Source organism: Hallella seregens ATCC 51272, assembly GCF_000518545.1.
Lineage (GTDB): Bacteria > Bacteroidota > Bacteroidia > Bacteroidales > Bacteroidaceae > Prevotella > Prevotella seregens.
The window spans coordinates 60,957-78,568 of sequence record NZ_JADU01000008.1 but is presented as its reverse complement, the minus strand read 5'-3'; the positions used below and the strand labels follow the sequence as shown (position 1 = coordinate 78,568).

Below are 17,612 nucleotides of genomic sequence, written 5' to 3'. Positions count from 1 at the left end.
GTTGCGGGGCGGGCTAATAGTGGAACGTGTAGAGATTGAAGACGGTGCCGATGAGCACCACCAGCGAAAAGACGATGACCACCGACCCGATAATCTTGTTAAGGATGAGGATGCCGCTCTCGTCGAACTTGCCCCGCACCTTGTCCACGAGCCACGTCAGCCCGAACCACCACAGCAGCGCCCCCACGACGATGCTCAGATAGCCCAGCGTCATCTCCGTGGGGTGGGAGGGAATGACAAAGGCGAACTGGGCAAACGTGGCCATGAAAAGGAAGATGATGAGCGGGTTGGAGAACGTGACGAGGAACGCCGTCACCCCGTTGTGCCACAGTGTGCCCTTTTGCTTGCCGCTGCGGTGCATGTTGCTGGTGGGGTTGCTGCGCCAGCAATAGATGCCGAAGACGAGCAGCAGCACGCTGCCCGAGATTTGCAGCCAGAACTTGTTGGTGGGGTTGGTGATGAGATCCATCACGAAACTCATGCCCAGGCCCGTGATGAGCGCGTAGATGATGTCGCTCGCGGCGGCGCCCAGACCCGTCACGAAGCCGTACCAGCGGCCCTTGTTCAGCGTGCGCTGAATGCAGAGCACACCCACTGGACCCATCGGAGCCGAGGCGATGACGCCTATGAGCAGCCCCTTGAGTATCAGTTGCAGCAGGTCTATGTGTATCGGAAACGGCATCATACGGCTGCAAAGTTACGACTTTTTTCAGACATGGCGAAGACTTCCCGCGGAATATGTGGCCCCCGCAGCCGTAAAACCCCGCCCGCACACGGCCATCGTGGAGCCGCCGTGGAGCCGCCGCTGCGTTTCCGTGGAACCTTTGACGTGCCGCCACGGAACCGCCGTCCCGTTTCCGAGAAGCCGTCGCCGCCTTGCGGCTGCGCCGTATTCGCCGCGCGTTTACGTCGTTGTCGCCTCGCGTCTGCGGCGCATTCATTGTGCGTTTGCACCGTTTTTGTCGCACGTCTGCTGGAGTCTGCATGTCGCCCCTGCCGTTTGGGCCGTGCGCATGCGCCCTTTTTGCCGTGCGTCCCAGCCCTTTTTGCCGCCCGTCCGCGCATTTGCCGCAACGGGGCCTGGCCCTTTTGCCTCCCATACCGCCCCATTCCCACGGCGCGACCGCCCTGTTTCCGCCCGACGGCAGACACATTTTGTGGCCTGAAAATGCGGGAAAAACAGATTTTTTCTTATCTTTGCAATCGAAGGGCCACCGCCTGTGGCGGCCCCGCACACCCAACAAACCGCAGACTATGGGAAATTTATGGAACGCCCTGCTGGCGCGATTCGGATTCGGCGAGCAGGCCAGAAAGGTGAGAGAGAACATAAGCTCGGTGAACGCCGCCGCCTTTGCCGACGGCGTGGCCACCCGCAGAGTGCAGATTCTGGACGTGCGCACCACCGAGGAGTACACCCTGGGACATCTTGAGGGAGCCGTCCACGTGGACGTGCAGCACACCAACTTTGGCGCCCACGTGCGGCAGCTGCTCGACCCTGCGCTGCCCGTCTACGTCTATTGCCGCAGCGGCAAGCGGTCGCTCACGGCGGCCTACATCCTGGCCCGTGCCGGCTACCGCGTGGTGAACCTGGCCGGCGGCATCATGGAGTGGGCCGCCGCCGGCCGCCCCATCGTGAGGTGAGGGGCGTGGGGCGACGGGGAATGGCTCTTCGGGCATACGCGACACATGAAGCCCCTGCCCGCAGCGCTTCTGCGGTCGGGGCCAGCACCTCTGCTTCTTGTGGGGGCCGCCGCCGCGGTTCCGGCTTGCAGGACGACATGCCAGGCGCGGCCGGCGGCGGATGAAAAACCGGCAAAACATTTGGAAGTTACAGTTTTCTTTTGTAATTTTGCATCTTGAATTGGGCGCATTGTGCCCTGTCATCCGTAAAAAAGGCTTTAATATAGTTGAATGAAGAAAGACAATGTGAAGAATCAATACCGCGTGAATGGGCAGATTCATGCCCGCGAAGTTCGTGTGGTAAGTGACAATGGCGCTGAAGTGATGCCGACCCGCCAGGCGCTGGACTTGGCTCGTCAGCAGGGGGTAGACCTCGTAGAAATCTCTCCTAACGCCCAGCCGCCTGTCTGTCGGATTATCGACTATAGCAAATTCCTCTACCAACAGAAGAAGCGGCAGAAGGAAATGAAGCAGAAACAGGTCAAGGTCGAGGTCAAGGAAATACGTTTCGGGCCGCAGACCGACGACCACGACTACCAGTTCAAGCTCAAGCACGCCAAGGAGTTCCTCGACGAGGGCAACAAGGTGCGCGCCTACGTGTTCTTCCGCGGACGCTCCATTCTGTTCAAGGAGCAGGGCGAGGTGCTGTTGCTGCGCTTTGCCAACGACCTCGAAGAGTATGCCAAGGTGGAGCAGTTGCCCAAGCTGGAGGGCAAGAAGATGTTCCTCTTCCTCGCCCCGAAAAAGGTGGGCGTGACCAAGCAGAGCCAGCAGAAGCGCGACCGCTTGGCCGCCGAGGCCGCTGCCCAGGAGGCTGCCAAGGCCCAGAAGGACGAGGATGCCGGGAAGAACGGACTGCTGGCCAATGCCAAGGGAGGCGATGTTCTGAAGAAGCTCGTCGGCGAGACGGCCGACTGATACGGGTCAATACTGTGTGGTACCGCCGGGTATATGCGTTGCCACCTTTCAATAATCATCATTTAAACAACAACAAAAAATGCCAAAAGTAAAGACGAACTCCGGTGCGAAGAAGAGATTCCGTTTCACCGGTACGGGTAAGATCAAGCGTCATCACGCTTACCACAGTCACATTCTGACTAAGAAGACCAAGAAGCAGAAACGGAACCTTGTACACCAGACTCTGGTGGACCGTTCCAACCTGAAGCAGGTACGCGACCTGCTCTGCCTGCGCTAACCATTAACTTTTTAGTCGAACGTTTAAAGAAAGAAAATTATGCCAAGATCAGTCAACCACGTTGCATCAAAAGCAAGAAGAACAAGACTCCTGAAGCTCACCAAGGGTTACTATGGCGCCCGCAAGAATGTTTGGACCGTAGCCAAGAACACTTGGGAGAAGGGTCTCACCTACGCATACCGCGACCGCAAGAACAAGAAGCGCACTTTCCGTGCGCTTTGGATCCAGCGTATCAACGCTGCGGCCCGCCTGCAGGAGATGAGCTACAGCCAGCTCATGGGTGCTTTGCACAAGGCCGGCATCGAAATCAACCGCAAGGTGCTCGCCGACCTCGCCGTGAACAACCCCGAGGCTTTCAAGGCCATCGTGGACAAGGTGAAGTAAGCGGTGGCCCCCGCAGGGCCCTTTCGCTTTAGGCCATTAAAAAAGAGCAGGAACCGGCAATGCCGGTTCCTGCTCTTTTTGTGTTTGGGCGGGGTCTATTGCAGGTGCTTGCGGCCCTTGCGGATGACGATGCCCTTGAAAGACTTGCCCACGCGCTGGCCGCTGAGGTTGTAGAGCGGGGCGTCGGTATCGTCGGCAAACAGCTCGGCACGCTTCACGGAGGTGGTGACGAAGCCGCCGGTCGTGGTGGGACAGATCTCGAAGCCCTTGCCATGGGGCACGAGGATGCCCGTCACGGTGTTGCCCTCGCTGGAGGCCGGGAGCTGGGTCTGGGCCAGCGTCTTGAACGTGTCGTACACCTGGATGGTGTCGCCGTTGAGCGAGGCGTAGAGGTTTTTGCCGATGGAGTCGAGCTTCACGCCGCTGATCTGCACCAGTCGGCACACGTTGGCATTGCTCTTGGCCTCGGCAATGGAGAGCACGGAGGGGGCCACGGGGTCGCCGTCGGTTAGGGTGAGCTTGTCGGTGGAGGTGAGGGCGTTGGCCGTAAATTCGGGCAGAGCGTAGTAGATGACCAGTGTTCCGGCCACGCTGCCGTTGAGCGTCTGGCCTGTTTTGAGGCCCAGTCCGGTGTTGTAGAAGCAGATGGCGCCCGTCTCGTCCTGCACGTAGGCGTAGCGTCCGCTGGCGTCTGCGAAGACGACGCGGGCGTTGTTCAGCGCCAGGTTGGCCACGGTCTTGTCGGTCTGCTGCTTGAAATCGTCAATGTCCGACGTCTCCACGGCGGCCGTGAACTCCTTGGCGGTCACGTCGCTGGTCTTGGTTCCGTCGCTGGCAATGGCTTTCACCGTGGCCGAGGCCGTGAGCGTGAAGGGGCCAGCATACTGCTGCGAGGCCGTGGTGGGCTCTTCGCCGTTGGTGGTGTAGTGGATGGTGGCGCCCTCGGTGGCGGTGAGTGTCACCAGGGTGGTGCCCAGGAAAGGTGTCGTGCCGTCGATGGTCGGTGCGGCCAGAGCGTTGGTACTGCTGCCGTAGGTCACTTGGATGCTCTTCACGTAGAGGGCTTTCTGGGTGGAAGGCTGGCTCAGCGTGATGACCACGTCGCCCGTGGCGTTGGGCTCAAAGCTGTAGTCGGTGGCCTCCATTTTCAGGTCATTCTGCCCCGAGAAGCCGCCCACGGCCACGGTGATCGTGGCTTTCGCGTCCTTGGCCGTGCTGGCATTCACCACCACGCGGCTGATGTTGCCGTCGAAAGCAGACGACTTGAGCACGATGCTCTTGGCCGATTTCTTGCTGCTTCCCAGCTGGATGCCCTTGCCATAGTTCTTGTCCCAGCCGAAGTAGGCCGAGGAATTCCACTCTGCACTCACGTCCCAGGCCGAGCCGGAGAGCGTGACATTGCCCACGGCATTGATGTCGCCTTCGGTGAAAGTGTGGGTGTAGTTGGCGGCATGAGCGGCCAGACCTGCAAGTGCGAGGAATAAAAGCATCGGAATGCGTAATACTTTGTTCATAGACAAACGGTTTGTAAATGGTTATAATAAATAATGTACGCGCGTGCGACATATTGCAAAGATACGAAAGATATTCGGAAGCCGCAACGGCTCCGGCCGGAAAAACGAGGGTTTGCAGAAATATATCGCGCGGACATGTAATAAAGGCCATGGGCCTTGCGTTAGACAATCAGAAGACGGCAAACCACGTTCCACAAACAAAAATAGCCTATGAAGAATTTTACTCCCGAAGAAATCAAACCCTCTGAGCGCACGCTCGGCATCATCCGCCAGATGGCCTACACCTACCGTGTGGCCAAGGTGCAGGGCCGGAATGTGCCTTGTGGCATGAACTGAACACGGCCCCCTGACCGCTAAAAACTGATATTTGCAATGACAACACTTGTTTCGCCCTCTCTGTTGGCCGCCGATTTTGCCAACCTGAGCGGGGAGATAGACCTCATCAACCGCAGCGAAGCCGACTGGTTGCACTGTGACGTGATGGATGGTTCGTTTGTACCCAACATCTCGTTTGGCTTTCCTGTGCTCGAGGCCGTGAAGCGCATCAGCCGCAAACCCCTCGACGTGCACTTCATGATAGTGCATCCCGAACGCTACATTGCCCGTACGGCGCGCCTGGGTGCCATGATGATGACCGTGCATCAGGAGGCTTGCACCCATCTGGACCGCACCATTCACGAGATACACGAGGCCGGCATGAAAGCCGGTGTGGCCCTCAATCCGGCCACGCCCGTGGCGTTGCTCGAAGATGTGCTGGCCGAGGTCGACATGGTGTTGCTCATGAGTGTGAATCCCGGATTCGGCGGACAGCGGTTCATTGAGAACACGCTGGCCAAGGTTCAACGGCTCAGAAGGCTCATCGCCGAGAGCGGCTCGCACGCCCTCATCCAAGTGGACGGCGGCGTGAACGGCGACACATCGCCGCGTCTGGTCAGGGCCGGCGTGGACGTGCTGGTGAGTGGAAGCTATGTGTTCGGGGCCGAGCGGCCCGGGGAGGTCATCGGCATGCTGAAGCGGCTGGGCGCAGAAAGGGCATAGACGCTTAGCCCACCTCCAGCTGTACGTCGTTGTCTCGGGCCATGCGGCGCATGTTGAGGATGGCGTAGCGCATGCGGCCCAGGGCCGTGTTGATGCTCACATTGGTGGTGAGGGCTATCTCCTTGAACGACATCTGCTGGTAGAAGCGCATGAATACCACCTCGCGCTGCGATGCCGGCAGGTGGTTCATCATGTTTTTTACGTCGCAGAGCACCTGCTCATTCACGTAGTGCCCCTCGATGTTGCCGTCAAGCAGGGTGTCGTGGCTCAGGTTGGAGAGGTCGTTGTCCTCGCCCGCCTCAACGATGTGCCTGGCCCGTTGCTCGCGGTACCAGTCCATGATGACGTTATGGGTGATGCGCATGCACCATGCGGCAAACTTGCCCGTGGGGGCGTATTTGCCGCTCTGCAGCTTCACGATAATCTTGATGAAAGCGTCCTGGAACAGGTCGTTGGCCTTGTCTTCATCGTGTACGACGAAGAGGATATACGAAAAAAGCCTGTCCTGATGCCGCGACAACAGCAAATCGAACGCCCGGTTGTTGCCGTCCATATAAGAAAGGGCCAACTCCTCGTCGGTCATCTCTGTAAGATTCTTCATTTTCTTAGTCTTGTTGTTGAATAAGTAAATGTGTGTCGATAGGCGTTGATTAATTTGTCGTTTTGAGGTGTTACGTGTGCAAAATTATGGAAAATCTGTAAGTCCGCCAAATTTTTCGCAGGCTAAATGCAATCAAATCACAAAGTCACTTTCTTGCGCTTGCCGCTGAATTCGGTAAAGTCCACGCGGATGATTTCCACCCGGTGAAAGCTCTTGCGGGCGTATTTGTCGCCCGTGTCGCGGAAGTCGGCCGACAGTTTGTCGATGAGCAGGTGCAGGGCGGCCATCTTCTCCTCGTCGTCCAGACGGGTGTGGGCCTCGCCGAAGAAGAGTGCACTCTCGTATTCGGTGGTGAACTTGCCGGGCAGCAGGTTCACCCTCCCGACGAGACAGAACGACACCCGCGCGTTCTCGGCCAGTGCCCGCAGCTTGCGGCCCTCGGGGGCGCAGTGGATGTAGATGCTTTGGCGGCCGTCCCACACGTAGTTCACGGGGATGCCGTAGCCGCCGCCCTTGCTGACCATGCTCAGCACACCGTACTCGCTGGTGCGGAGCAGCTCCAGAGCCCGCCCCTCGTCCATCAGCCGGTCCTGCCGTCGCACGGTGTCGTTGACGTATTTCATGATGCGCGCAGGAGCTATTTGTTCTTCAGCAGGTCGCGTATTTCGGCCAGCAGCTTCTCCTCGGCGGTGGGCTCCGGGGCGGGAGCGGGTGCGGCGGGCTCCTCCTGCTTTTTGCGGGCCAGCTTGTTGATGCCCTTGACAAGCAGGAACACACAGAAGGCGATGACCACGAAATCGAAAGCCGTCTGAATGAAGTTGCCGTAGTTGATGGTGGCCGGAGCCGTGGTCTCGAGCCCCATATCCATGGCCGGAAGCGTCACTTTAAGGTCGGAGAAATTCACGCCGCCGATGAGCCAACCGATGGGCGGCATGATGATGTCGTCCACAATACTGCTGACGATTTTGCCGAACGCGCCGCCGATGATGACGCCGACAGCCATGTCTACGGCATTGCCTTTGACGGCGAACTCCTTGAATTCATTGATAAATTTGCTCATGATGCTGTGATGATGACAAGTCAATATCGTGGTTTTGGCAAGTGGATGTTGCACCCGTTACCGCGCAGTCGCGCTTTTGCCAAGTCGGAATGACAGTCTGTTCCTTTTTAATTAATTTAATACTCAAACCGAATGCAAAAATAGAAAATAATTCGTAACTTTGCAATCGAGCAAGCCAAAAACTTGCGTCATTCCCTGAATAGGATACATTTTTATAAACTTTTATTAATAAATCAAAGTAAAATGACAAAAGTAGCTATTAACGGTTTCGGTCGTATCGGCCGTCTCGCATTCCGTCAGATGTTCGAGGCAGAGGGTTATGAGGTTGTTGCCATCAACGACCTGACCAGTCCCAAGATGCTCGCTCACCTGCTGAAGTATGACACCGCACAGGGTGGTTTCGCCGGCAAGTTCGGCGAGGGCAAGCACACTGTAGCTTTCAAGGACTCTGTTCTCGGCGAGGACGGCAAGACGGTGGTTACTCCGGGCTCCATCACTGTGGACGGCAAGGAGATCACTATCTATGCCAAGCCCAACGCTGCTGAACTGCCTTGGGGCGAGCTCGGAGTGGACGTGGTTCTGGAGTGCACGGGCTTCTACACCTCCAAGGCCAAGGCTTCCGCTCACCTTCAGGCCGGTGCCAAGAAGGTTGTTATCTCTGCTCCCGCAGGAAATGACCTCCCCACCATCGTGTACAACGTGAACCACAAGACCCTGAAGGCAGACGACACGGTTATCTCGGCTGCTTCCTGCACCACGAACTGCCTGGCTCCGATGGCCGCTGCTCTGAACGGCTACGCTCCTATCCAGTCTGGTATCATGTCCACCATCCACGCTTACACGGGCGACCAGATGATTCTCGACGGCCCCCAGCGCAAGGGCGACCTCCGTCGTTCGCGTGCAGGTGCCTGCAACATCGTGCCCAACTCCACGGGTGCAGCCAAGGCCATCGGTCTCGTTATCCCCGAGCTGAACGGCAAGCTCATCGGTTCGGCCCAGCGTGTACCGACTCCTACGGGTTCCACCACCATCCTCATTGCCGTGGTTAAGGGCAAGGATGTGACCGTAGAGGGCATCAACGCCGCCATGAAGGCCGTCTGCACCGAGAGCTTCGGCTACACGGAGGACCAGATTGTATCCAGCGACATCATCGGCATGCGCTTCGGCTCGCTCTTCGACGCCACCCAGACCATGGTGAGCAAGGTTAGCGATGACACCTATCAGGTGCAGGTAGTGTCTTGGTACGACAACGAGAACTCCTACACTTCGCAGATGGTTCGCACCATCAAGTACCTCGCCGAGCTGAAGTAAGAGCCCGCCGAGACTGCTTGACGGAACGCCGTCCAAACAGGTTATGACCGCCCGACACACCGTGTTGGGCGGTCTTTTTTTGCGAAAACACGGCGTAAATCTTCGGCCGTCTGATAATTTTTACCTATATTTGCCGCCGTGAACGCTCATTATCAGGACATGACAGGCCCACCGGCGGTCCCTGCACTCATCACCATTCTCGGCCCCACGGCCTGCGGCAAGACGGCGCTGGCGGCTGCCTTGGCGGCCGACCTGGGGGGCGAAGTCATCAGCGCCGACTCGCGGCAGGTGTATCGCGGCATGGACATCGGCACGGGCAAGGACCTGGCCGACTATGTGGTGGGCGGACGGCAGATACCTTACCACCTGATAGACATCGCCGAGCCGGGCACCAAATACAACCTCTACCGCTACCAGCAAGACTTCCAGGCGGCCCTCGCCGACATTTCGCGGCGCGGCGTGCAGCCCATCCTCTGCGGGGGAACGGGGCTGTACATCGAGGCGGTGCTCAAGGGCTACGCCCTGTCCACCGTGCCCCAGAACGCCGCGTTGCGCGCCCGCCTGGAGGGCGAGACGCTGCCCGCGCTCACTGAGCGGCTGCGGGAACTGAAGCGGCAGACCGGCTCCGCGATGCACAACACCACCGACGTGGACTCCCGCCAGCGCGCCATCCGCGCCATCGAGATAGAGACCTACAACCAGGAGCACGCCGCCGAGCGGCGCGCCATGCCGCGGGTGGACTCGCTCGTGGTGGGGCTCGACATCGGCCGCGACGAGCGGCGACGCCGCATCACGGCCCGTCTGCACCAGCGCATGGACGAGGGCATGGCCGACGAGATACGCCGGCTGCTGGCCCGGGGCGTAGCCGAAGAAGACCTTATTTATTATGGGCTGGAATACAAATACGTCACCGAGTATGTCGCGGGACGGCTCACGCGCGAGGAGATGCTGCGCCGGCTCGAAATTGCCATCCACCAGTTCGCCAAGCGGCAAATGACTTGGTTTCGCGGCATGGAGCGGCGCGGCACACCCATCCACTGGCTGGACGCCACGCTGCCGACGGAAGAAAAAATCAACGCAATCAAACGAATGAGAACATGGAAATGAATCGTTGGGGAATCGTCTACTGCCCGAAGTCGGGCGTGATGGGCTCGTCGCGCAAGCGGTGGGAGCGGATACAGCAGTGCCTGCACGACAATGGCATCGACTTTGACCACGTGCAGAGCGAGAGCACGGGCAGTGTGGACCGGCTGGTGAAGATGCTCATCAACAACGGCTACCGCACCATCGTCATCGTGGGCGGCGACTCTGCGCTCAACGACACCGTGAACTGCCTGATGCAGGCGGAGCGCGAGGTGCGCGAAAGCATCGTCCTGGGCGTGATACCCAACGGCATGATGAACGACTTTGCCCACTTCTGGGGCTTCGACGAAGACAACTACGAGCAGACCATCAGTTGGCTCAAGGCGCGCCGCGTGCGCCGGATTGACCTGGGTTGCATCCGCTACACCAACAGAGAGGGCGAGTCCTGCCGCCGCTATTTCCTCAACTGCGTGAACGTGGGGCTCATTGCTTCCATCATGAACCTGCGCCGGCGCACGCACCATGTGTTTGGCAGCCGGGCGTTGTCGTTCCTGTTTTCGTTCCTGCTGCTCACGTTCCAGCGGCTGGACTACCGGATGAAGCTCCGCATCAACACCGACACCATCGACCGCAGGGTGATGACGATGTGCATCGGCAACGCCTCCGGCTACGGGCAAACGCCCAATGCCGTGCCCTACAACGGGCTGCTGGACGTGTCGGTTGTCTACCATCCCGGCATGACTCAGCTCTTTGAAGGCATCTATCTCTTCGTGCGCGGCAAGATACTGAACCACCACAGCGTGCACCCATACCGCACGCACAAGGTGGAGGTGGAGCGTGCGGAGGGTGCGCTGGTGGGCGTGGACGGCCGGCTGATGCACACTCCCGTGGGCCCCTACCGCGTCACGGTGGAGCAGGAGGTCGTCAATTTCCTCATCCCCTCGTAGGGCCCTTTCGCCCCCTTTCTTTCTGTCGCTCACCCCGAGCACTTGCCTCACGCAGCCCTCTTCCCTCTTTCGCGTAGAGCTGCTTTCTCTTTCACGCGGAGGCGCCGAGAAGCGGAGTTTCCTGCCCCACCTTTTCTTTTATCCTCTTTTCCTCCGCGTCTCCGTGTAGGAGTCCGCCGAGTTCTCGCGCGAGGACATGCCTCACGCGGAGACGCCGAGAGGCAGAGCTTCTTGTTCCACCTTTTCTTTTATCCTCTTTTCCTCCGCGCCTCCGTGTAGGAGCCCGCCGAGCTTTCGTGCGAGGGCATGTCTCACGCGGAGGCGCCGAGAGGCGGAGCTTCCTGCCCCACCTTTTCTTTTATCCTCTTTTCCTCTGCGCCTCCGTGTAGGAGCCCGCCGAGTTCTCGCGCGAAGACATGCCTCACGCGGAGGCGCCGAGAGGCGGAGCTTCCTGCCCCACCTTTTCTTTTATCCTCTTTTCCTCTGCGCCTCCGTGTAGGAGCCCGCCGAGTTCTCGCGCGAGGACATGCCTCACGCGGAGGCGCCGAGAAGCGGAGCTTCTTGTCCCACCTTTTCTTTTGAGCCTTTATTTTTCTTGCACGCGGAGGCGCCGAGAGGCAGAGCTTCTTGTCCCACCTTTTCTTTTATCCTCTTTTCCTCCGTGTCTCTGCGTGCGAGTCATGTCTCACGGCGAGTCTCTTGTTCTCTCACGCAGAGTCGCAGAGCCTCTGCGTTTCTCTCCTTTTCAGCCCATCAATCTCCTTTCCTCTGCGCCTCTGCGTGCGATAACGCAGCTTTCAGCGTGCGCCCACGCTGTTTTCAGCGTGCGATAACGCCGTACTCGCGCGCCCTCCACGCCGCAATCGCGCCGCCTCCACGCCGCAATCGCCGTGCGTTTACGCCGCAAAGCGGGGGCCTCTGCGGGGCTCCCGCGGGCGTGCTTCGCCGTCTTGTGTGCGGCAACGCCCGGCAGCGCATTTGCAAAAAAGAATCAACGGCCTCAAAAATGATACATTTTTCCAAATAATTGGTCAGTATTTTTGCGCGGTTTCAAAATAATGCTTATCTTTGGGAATGGAATATAGGCATTCGCAGCGCAACGCCGCGGGCCTACTCCTAATGAACAATCGCATATACAACAACAGCCTTAATTAGCAACTATGAGTTATCTTAGATTTGAAAAGGCTCTGATGACTAACCTGCAGGAATCCCTTCCCAAGGAGCTCCTACGCACCAACCGCTCGGGAGCATACTCCTGTTCGACCATCGTGGACTGCAACACGCGCAAGTACCACGGTCTGCTCGTGGTGCCCGTGCCCGGGCTGGACGACGAGAACCACGTGCTGCTCTCCTCGCTCGACTGCACGGTGATTCAGCATGGCGCCGAATTCAACCTCGGCCTGCACAAGTATCAGGGCAACAACTTCAGTCCGAAGGGGCACAAGTACATCCAGGAGTTCGACTGTGACAAGGTTCCCACCACCCTCTACCGCGTGGGCGGCGTGCTGCTTAGGAAAGAAGTCGTCTTCCAGCACTACGAAGACCGCATCCTCATTCGCTATACGCTCGTCGACGCCCACTCGGCCACGACGCTGCGCTTCCGCCCGTTCCTCGCCTTTCGCAGCGTGCGCCAGTTCACTCACGAGAACTCCACCGCCAGCCGTGACTACCAGGAAGTGGACAACGGCATACGTACCTGTATGTACGCCGGCTACCCCGACCTCTACATGCAACTGTCCAAAAAGGCGCAGTTCGTGTTCCAGCCCGACTGGTACCGCGGCATCGAATATCCCAAGGAGCAGGAGCGCGGCTACGCCTCCAACGAGGATCTCTACGTGCCTGGCTATTTCGAGCTGGGCATCCGCAAGGGCGAGAGCGTGGTGTTCTCGGCCTCGACCACCGAGGCCAAGACGCGCGGGCTGAAAGCGCTGTTCGAGAAAGAGGTGGAGGAGCGGTCGCCGCGCGACAGCTTCTTCCACTGTCTGGTCAACGCCGCACACCAGTTCCATGTGGAGGACAAGGACGGCAACAAATACGTGCTGGCCGGCTACCCCTGGTTCAAGGCCCGCGCCCGCGACACGTTCATTGCCCTGCCCGGCCTCACCCTCTCCATCGAGGAGGACGAATACTTCGAGGCAGCCATGGCCACGGCCGAGAAAGGGCTGCGCGAGTTCATGGCCGGGCAGCCGCTTTCGGTGAAGCTTTACGAGACCGACCAGCCCGACGTGCTGCTCTGGGCCGTGTGGTGCATCCAGCAATATGCCAAGGAAAAGGGGCTCGCCACCGCCCGCGCGCGTTACGGGCAGCTCGTGGCCGACATCCTGGCCTACGTCGAAGCCGGCCGCCATCCCAACCTGAAGCTCGACGACAACGCCCTGCTCCGCACCGAAGGGCGCGACAAAGCCGTGACGTGGATGAACTCCATGGCCAACGGCCGGCCCGTGGTGCCGCGCACAGGCTACGTGGTGGAGTTCAACGCCCTGTGGTACAACGCCCTGCGTTTTGCCGCCAGCATGGCTGAGGATGCCGGCCAGTCCGAGCAGCAACGCCACCTGGAGGAGCTGGCTGCACGCTGCCAGGTCTCGTTCGTGAGCACCTTCGTCAACGAGTACGGCTACCTCTTCGACTATGTAGACGGCGAGGCCGTGGACTGGAGCGTACGGCCCAACATGATCTTCCCCGCCGCTTTCGACTACTCGCCGCTCTCTCCCGACCAGAAGAAGCGCGTCATCGACATCTGCACCCGCGAGCTGCTCTCGCCCAAAGGGCTCCGCTCGCTCTCGCCCAAGAGCGGCGGATACAACCCCATGTACGTGGGCCCGCAGACCCAACGCGACTATGCTTACCATCAGGGCACGGCCTGGCCGTGGCTCGGCGGCTTCTATATTGAGGCCAGCTTGAAGCTCTACAAGCGCACCCGCCTGAGCTTCATCGACCGGCAGCTGGTGGGCTATGAAGACGAGATGTTCTACCACTGCATGGCCACGCTGCCCGAGCTCTTCGACGGAAACCCGCCTTTCCATGGGCGCGGCGCCGTGTCGTTTGCCATGAACGTGGCCGAGATCCTGCGGTCACTGGAACAGTTGGAAAAGTATAAATACTAATAGGAGGACCTGCAAATGAAAGTGTTAATGTTTGGATGGGAGTATCCTCCTCACGTGTACGGCGGCTTGGCCACCGCCAATTTCGGCATCTCCGAGGGCCTTCACGCCCAGGGCGACGTGGACATCACGCTGTGTCTGCCCAAGCCCTGGGGCGACGAGGACCGCACCTTTGCCCGCATCGTGGCCATGAACAGCGTGCCCATCGCCTACCGCGACGTGGGCTTCGACTACGTGCGCGACCGCATCGGCCACCTCATGGACCCGAACGAGTACTACCGCTACCGCGACCACATCTACTCCGACTTCAACTACATGCACGTCAACGACCTGGGCTGCATGGACTTTGCCGGAGGCTACCCGGGCAACCTGCACGAGGAAATCAACAACTACTCCGTCATCGCGGGTGTCGTGGCCCGGGCCGAGGCGTTCGATATTATCCATGCCCACGACTGGCTCACCTATCCCGCCGGCATCCATGCCAAGCAGGTGAGCGGCAAGCCGCTGTGCATCCACGTGCACGCCACCGACTACGACCGCAGCCGCGGCCACGTGAACCCCACGGTTTATTCCATCGAAAAAGACGGCATGGACCATGCCGACTGCATCATGTGCGTGAGCGAACTCACGCGGACAACCGTCATCAACCAGTACCATCAGGACCCGCGCAAGGTGTTTACCGTGCACAACGCCGTCTATCCGCTCAGTGCAGAGAACGCCGCCATCCCCCGCCCCAACCACGCGGGCAAGGAGAAGGTGGTGACCTTCCTGGGCCGCATCACCATGCAGAAAGGGCCCGAGTACTTCGTCGAGGCTGCCAACATGGTGCTTCACCGCACGCACAACGTGAGGTTCTGCATGGCCGGGTCAGGCGACATGCTGGAGCAGATGATCTATCTGGCCGCCGAGCGCGGCATCGCCGACCGCTTCCACTTCCCCGGTTTCATGCGCGGCAAGCAGGTGTACGAGTGCCTGAAAGACTCCGATGTCTACGTCATGCCCTCCGTAAGCGAGCCTTTCGGCATCTCGCCGCTCGAGGCCATGCAGTGCGGCACCCCCACCATCATCTCCAAACAGAGCGGTTGCGCCGAGATATTGGACAACTGCATCAAGCTGGACTATTGGGACATCCATGCGCTGGCCGACGCCATTTACGGCATCTGCCACAACGACAGCCTCTTCCGCTACCTGCAGGACGAGGGCAAGCGCGAGGTTGACCAGATCACTTGGGAGAAAGTGGGGGCCTGGATTCGCGAGCTCTACATGCGCACCATCGGCTGGATCTGACCCCCAGCACCGGGCCGCCGCTCCGCAAGCAACGGCTCAACGCCCTGCCGGTAACGGTTCAACGCTTCGCGATTAACGGCCCAACGCCCTGCCGGTAACGGCTTAACGCTCCGTGATTAACGGCCCAACGCTTCAAGGCGACGGCCCGCCGCCCCGCAGGCAAAAGTTCAAAGTTCAACGTTCAAACATCAAAGTATATGAAAACCATCTGTTTGTATTTCGAGATACACCAAATCATCCATCTCAAACGGTACCGTTTCTTCGACATCGGCACCGACCACTACTACTACGACGACTACGAGAACGAGCGCAGCATCACCGATGTTGTGGAGCGTTCGTACATGCCGGCCCTCGACACGCTGGAGCAAATGATTCGCGAAAGCGAGGGCCGCTTTAAGGTGGCGTTCTCGCTTTCGGGCGTGTGCATCGAGCAGTTCGAGCTCCATGCCCCGCAAATGCTCGACAAGCTGCAGGCCATGAACAAGACGGGCTGCGTGGAATTTCTGGCCGAACCCTACTCGCACGGCCTCTCTTCGCTGAAAGATCCCGAGTGCTTCGCCGCCGACGTGCGCAAGCAGTGCGACAAAATCAAGGAATATTTCGGCAAGAAACCCACCGTGCTGCGCAACTCCTCGCTCATCTACAGCGACGACATCGGGCTGCAAGCCGCCCAGATGGGCTTCAAGGGCATGCTTACCGAGGGCGCCAAGCACGTGCTCGGATGGAAGTCGCCCCACTATGTTTACAACTGTGCGCTGGCCCCCAACCTCAAGCTCCTGCTGCGCGACGTGCGCCTGAGCGACGACATTTGCCTGCGCTTCAACAACTCCGACTGGGACGGCTACCCGCTCTTTGCCGACAAATACATCGGCGACATCGCCTCGCTGCCCGCCGAGGAGCAGGTGGTCAACATCTTCATGGAGCTCTCGGCCATAGGCATTGCCCAGCCGTTGTCGTCGCACATCCTGGAGTTCCTGCGGGCCCTGCCCGAGTATGCACGCCTCAAGGACATCCGGTTTGCCACGCCGTCGGAGATCTGCGCCTCGGTGAAGAGCGTGGGAAGCATCGATGTTCCCGACACGTTGTCGTGGGTGGACGAGGAGCGCGACGTGAGCAGCTGGCTCGGAAATCCCATGCAGCGCGAGGCTTTCGAGAAGCTCTACAGCGTGGCCGAGCGTGTGCGCATTGCCAATGACGCCCGCATCAATCAGGACTGGGACTACTTGCAGGCCAGCAACAACTTCCGGTTCATGACCACAAAGCCCTCCAACGTGGGTCTCGACCGCGGCATCTACAGCAGCCCGTTCGACGCTTTCACCAACTATATGAACATTCTTGGCGACTTCATCACCCGCATCAACGACCGCTATTCCACCGACATCGACAACGAACAGCTCAATTCTCTGCTCACCACCATCAAGAACGAGGGCGACGAGATAGAGATGAAAGACAAGGAGATAGCCCGCTTGCAGGCCAAGATAGAGAAGATTGAGGCCGCCGCCGAGAAGCTGCGGCAGAAGTATGAGGGCAAGAAGCCGGCGCCTAAAAAGCCGGCTGCCCCGCGGAAGAAGGCTCCCGCCAAGGCCGAGGCTCCGGCCGGGGAGGCGAAATAGAGCGTAGGGCTGTGGGCTTGTTCGGCCCTGTCCCGCTGTTTGTAAGCCCCTGTCCGCCGGCCAACGGCCGGTGGACAGGGGTATTTTGTGCATGCCCGGTGCATTGATATAGGTCAAAGAATCGGGACTTTCCTTTCTTTTTTTCGTCCTTGCGGCGGCAAAATCGGGCAAACGGCACTAACTTTGTGCCGCTAAAAGTAAAAAGATTGTAAAGCATTATGGACAAATTGGTAACAATGAACGCCCAGGCCGAGCTGCAAACCAACAGCCGCCTGGAGAAGATTCTGGCCGACCGCCGCGCCGCGCTGGCCGACAAAGAGAGCAAGAAGTAAGAGAAACGAAAGGCCCCGGCCCTGCCACACAGCAGGGTCGGGGCCTTTTCCTTGGGGGAGGAGGGGGGCTGGGAGAGGCCTTGAGAGGGCCCCTCGATAGGCTTTGATAGGACTCGATAGGAGAGGATAGGCCTTGATAGGGCGGGCCGGCACAGAGGCCGGCCCCTAAGCGATAGGAGTTGATAGGAAATAATAGGCCTTGATAGGAGAGGATAGGGCGGTTGCCTTATCGGATGATGGGCCTTGCCAGGAGGGGATAGGGCAATTGCCTTATCGGATGATGGGCCTTGCCAGGGGTGGATAGGGCGGTTGCCTTATCGGATATAGTCTTTCGACACGAGGTCGTAGTAGAGGGCTTCGAGCTCGGCCAGCGAGAGTTTGGCCACGCTGTGCTCGATGATGCGGATGAGTTCGGCGCGCCGGCTCTCCTCGTCGGCGGCAAAATGGGTGAAGACCTTGGGCATGG

18 protein-coding genes are annotated in these 17,612 nt (G+C 59.3%); 12 read left to right on the top strand and 6 right to left on the bottom strand.

The window, feature by feature from the left end:
* Positions 1–13: 13 nt before the first annotated feature.
* Positions 14–682, bottom strand: coding sequence for a LysE family translocator (locus L888_RS0103345; protein ID WP_027951870.1), 669 nt, complete (start codon positions 680–682; stop codon positions 14–16).
* Positions 683–1,254: 572 nt separating this feature from the next.
* Here L888_RS0103345 and L888_RS0103340 point away from each other — a divergent pair.
* From L888_RS0103340 to rplT, 4 genes are all read left to right on the top strand, one after another.
* Positions 1,255–1,641, top strand: a complete 387-nt coding sequence (locus tag L888_RS0103340) for a rhodanese-like domain-containing protein (RefSeq protein WP_005847269.1) — start codon at positions 1,255–1,257, stop codon at positions 1,639–1,641.
* Between the two features lie 270 nt (positions 1,642–1,911).
* A complete protein-coding gene (infC, locus tag L888_RS0103335) occupies positions 1,912–2,598 on the top strand; it encodes a translation initiation factor IF-3 (RefSeq protein WP_027951869.1) in 687 nt (228 codons plus the stop codon).
* A gap of 79 nt (positions 2,599–2,677) precedes the next feature.
* On the top strand, positions 2,678–2,875 hold the full coding sequence (rpmI, locus tag L888_RS0103330; RefSeq protein ID WP_005847273.1) for a 50S ribosomal protein L35: 198 nt from the start codon (positions 2,678–2,680) through the stop codon (positions 2,873–2,875).
* A gap of 39 nt (positions 2,876–2,914) precedes the next feature.
* On the top strand, positions 2,915–3,259 hold the full coding sequence (gene rplT / locus L888_RS0103325; protein WP_005847275.1) for a 50S ribosomal protein L20: 345 nt from the start codon (positions 2,915–2,917) through the stop codon (positions 3,257–3,259).
* A 95-nt stretch (positions 3,260–3,354) separates the two neighbouring features.
* Here rplT and L888_RS0103320 read toward each other — a convergent pair whose 3' ends face one another.
* Complete coding sequence (locus L888_RS0103320) at positions 3,355–4,773, bottom strand: FN3 associated domain-containing protein (RefSeq protein WP_027951868.1); 1,419 nt, start codon at positions 4,771–4,773, stop codon at positions 3,355–3,357.
* 210 nt (positions 4,774–4,983) lie between these two features.
* Between L888_RS0103320 and L888_RS14995 the strand changes: the two genes are divergently transcribed.
* Positions 4,984–5,109, top strand: a complete 126-nt coding sequence (locus tag L888_RS14995; protein WP_005847279.1) for a hypothetical protein — start codon at positions 4,984–4,986, stop codon at positions 5,107–5,109.
* Positions 5,110–5,145: 36 nt separating this feature from the next.
* A complete protein-coding gene (gene rpe / locus L888_RS0103310; protein WP_027951867.1) occupies positions 5,146–5,811 on the top strand; it encodes a ribulose-phosphate 3-epimerase in 666 nt (221 codons plus the stop codon).
* 4 nt (positions 5,812–5,815) lie between these two features.
* On the opposite strand, the gene L888_RS0103305 is transcribed toward rpe, so the two are convergent.
* The 3 genes from L888_RS0103305 to mscL all read right to left on the bottom strand — a co-directional run bounded on the left by L888_RS0103305 (position 5,816) and on the right by mscL (position 7,472).
* Positions 5,816–6,412 (bottom strand): RNA polymerase sigma factor, encoded by a 597-nt coding sequence (locus L888_RS0103305; RefSeq protein WP_027951866.1) that lies wholly within the window; start codon positions 6,410–6,412, stop codon positions 5,816–5,818.
* A gap of 137 nt (positions 6,413–6,549) precedes the next feature.
* A complete protein-coding gene (locus L888_RS0103300; protein ID WP_027951865.1) occupies positions 6,550–7,035 on the bottom strand; it encodes a pyridoxamine 5'-phosphate oxidase family protein in 486 nt (161 codons plus the stop codon).
* A 14-nt stretch (positions 7,036–7,049) separates the two neighbouring features.
* Positions 7,050–7,472 carry a large-conductance mechanosensitive channel protein MscL gene (mscL, locus tag L888_RS0103295; protein WP_015310468.1) on the bottom strand — a complete coding sequence of 141 codons (423 nt, stop codon included), beginning with the start codon at positions 7,470–7,472 and terminating at the stop codon, positions 7,050–7,052.
* A gap of 243 nt (positions 7,473–7,715) precedes the next feature.
* On the opposite strand from mscL, the gene gap reads away from it, so the two are divergent.
* From gap to L888_RS0103265, 6 genes are all read left to right on the top strand, one after another.
* Positions 7,716–8,783, top strand: a complete 1,068-nt coding sequence (gap, locus tag L888_RS0103290; protein WP_027951864.1) for a type I glyceraldehyde-3-phosphate dehydrogenase — start codon at positions 7,716–7,718, stop codon at positions 8,781–8,783.
* A 159-nt stretch (positions 8,784–8,942) separates the two neighbouring features.
* Positions 8,943–9,890 (top strand): tRNA (adenosine(37)-N6)-dimethylallyltransferase MiaA, encoded by a 948-nt coding sequence (miaA, locus tag L888_RS0103285; protein ID WP_027951863.1) that lies wholly within the window; start codon positions 8,943–8,945, stop codon positions 9,888–9,890.
* The gene (locus L888_RS0103280) at positions 9,881–10,813 is read left to right on the top strand and encodes a diacylglycerol/lipid kinase family protein (RefSeq protein WP_027951862.1); all 933 of its coding nucleotides are present in this window, start codon (positions 9,881–9,883) and stop codon (positions 10,811–10,813) included. Before miaA ends, L888_RS0103280 begins: the two co-directional genes overlap by 10 nt.
* Positions 10,814–11,973: 1,160 nt before the next feature.
* Positions 11,974–13,917: a glycogen debranching enzyme N-terminal domain-containing protein gene (locus L888_RS0103275; protein ID WP_027951861.1), complete on the top strand. Its 1,944-nt coding sequence runs from the start codon at positions 11,974–11,976 to the stop codon at positions 13,915–13,917.
* Between the two features lie 15 nt (positions 13,918–13,932).
* Entirely contained in the window at positions 13,933–15,201 is a 1,269-nt protein-coding gene (locus L888_RS0103270; protein WP_005847294.1) for a glycosyltransferase family 4 protein, read from the top strand.
* A 197-nt stretch (positions 15,202–15,398) separates the two neighbouring features.
* The gene (locus L888_RS0103265; protein WP_015310473.1) at positions 15,399–16,814 is read left to right on the top strand and encodes a glycoside hydrolase family 57 protein; all 1,416 of its coding nucleotides are present in this window, start codon (positions 15,399–15,401) and stop codon (positions 16,812–16,814) included.
* A 646-nt stretch (positions 16,815–17,460) separates the two neighbouring features.
* Here L888_RS0103265 and L888_RS14610 read toward each other — a convergent pair.
* Entirely contained in the window at positions 17,461–17,610 is a 150-nt protein-coding gene (locus L888_RS14610; protein WP_169732664.1) for a hypothetical protein, read from the bottom strand.
* Between the last annotated feature and the right edge of the window lie 2 nt (positions 17,611–17,612).

What these genes read in the sequence shown, in the direction of transcription:
- L888_RS0103345 (WP_027951870.1), bottom strand. Translation starts at nt 682, where the DNA reads ATGCCGTTTCCGATACACATAGACCTGCTGCAACTGATACTCAAGGGG.
- L888_RS0103340 (WP_005847269.1), top strand. Translation starts at nt 1,255, where the DNA reads ATGGGAAATTTATGGAACGCCCTGCTGGCGCGATTCGGATTCGGCGAG.
- infC (WP_027951869.1), top strand. Translation starts at nt 1,912, where the DNA reads ATGAAGAAAGACAATGTGAAGAATCAATACCGCGTGAATGGGCAGATT.
- rpmI (WP_005847273.1), top strand. Translation starts at nt 2,678, where the DNA reads ATGCCAAAAGTAAAGACGAACTCCGGTGCGAAGAAGAGATTCCGTTTC.
- rplT (WP_005847275.1), top strand. Translation starts at nt 2,915, where the DNA reads ATGCCAAGATCAGTCAACCACGTTGCATCAAAAGCAAGAAGAACAAGA.
- L888_RS0103320 (WP_027951868.1), bottom strand. Translation starts at nt 4,773, where the DNA reads ATGAACAAAGTATTACGCATTCCGATGCTTTTATTCCTCGCACTTGCA.
- L888_RS14995 (WP_005847279.1), top strand. Translation starts at nt 4,984, where the DNA reads ATGAAGAATTTTACTCCCGAAGAAATCAAACCCTCTGAGCGCACGCTC.
- rpe (WP_027951867.1), top strand. Translation starts at nt 5,146, where the DNA reads ATGACAACACTTGTTTCGCCCTCTCTGTTGGCCGCCGATTTTGCCAAC.
- L888_RS0103305 (WP_027951866.1), bottom strand. Translation starts at nt 6,412, where the DNA reads ATGAAGAATCTTACAGAGATGACCGACGAGGAGTTGGCCCTTTCTTAT.
- L888_RS0103300 (WP_027951865.1), bottom strand. Translation starts at nt 7,035, where the DNA reads ATGAAATACGTCAACGACACCGTGCGACGGCAGGACCGGCTGATGGAC.
- mscL (WP_015310468.1), bottom strand. Translation starts at nt 7,472, where the DNA reads ATGAGCAAATTTATCAATGAATTCAAGGAGTTCGCCGTCAAAGGCAAT.
- gap (WP_027951864.1), top strand. Translation starts at nt 7,716, where the DNA reads ATGACAAAAGTAGCTATTAACGGTTTCGGTCGTATCGGCCGTCTCGCA.
- miaA (WP_027951863.1), top strand. Translation starts at nt 8,943, where the DNA reads ATGACAGGCCCACCGGCGGTCCCTGCACTCATCACCATTCTCGGCCCC.
- L888_RS0103280 (WP_027951862.1), top strand. Translation starts at nt 9,881, where the DNA reads ATGGAAATGAATCGTTGGGGAATCGTCTACTGCCCGAAGTCGGGCGTG.
- L888_RS0103275 (WP_027951861.1), top strand. Translation starts at nt 11,974, where the DNA reads ATGAGTTATCTTAGATTTGAAAAGGCTCTGATGACTAACCTGCAGGAA.
- L888_RS0103270 (WP_005847294.1), top strand. Translation starts at nt 13,933, where the DNA reads ATGAAAGTGTTAATGTTTGGATGGGAGTATCCTCCTCACGTGTACGGC.
- L888_RS0103265 (WP_015310473.1), top strand. Translation starts at nt 15,399, where the DNA reads ATGAAAACCATCTGTTTGTATTTCGAGATACACCAAATCATCCATCTC.
- L888_RS14610 (WP_169732664.1), bottom strand. Translation starts at nt 17,610, where the DNA reads ATGCCCAAGGTCTTCACCCATTTTGCCGCCGACGAGGAGAGCCGGCGC.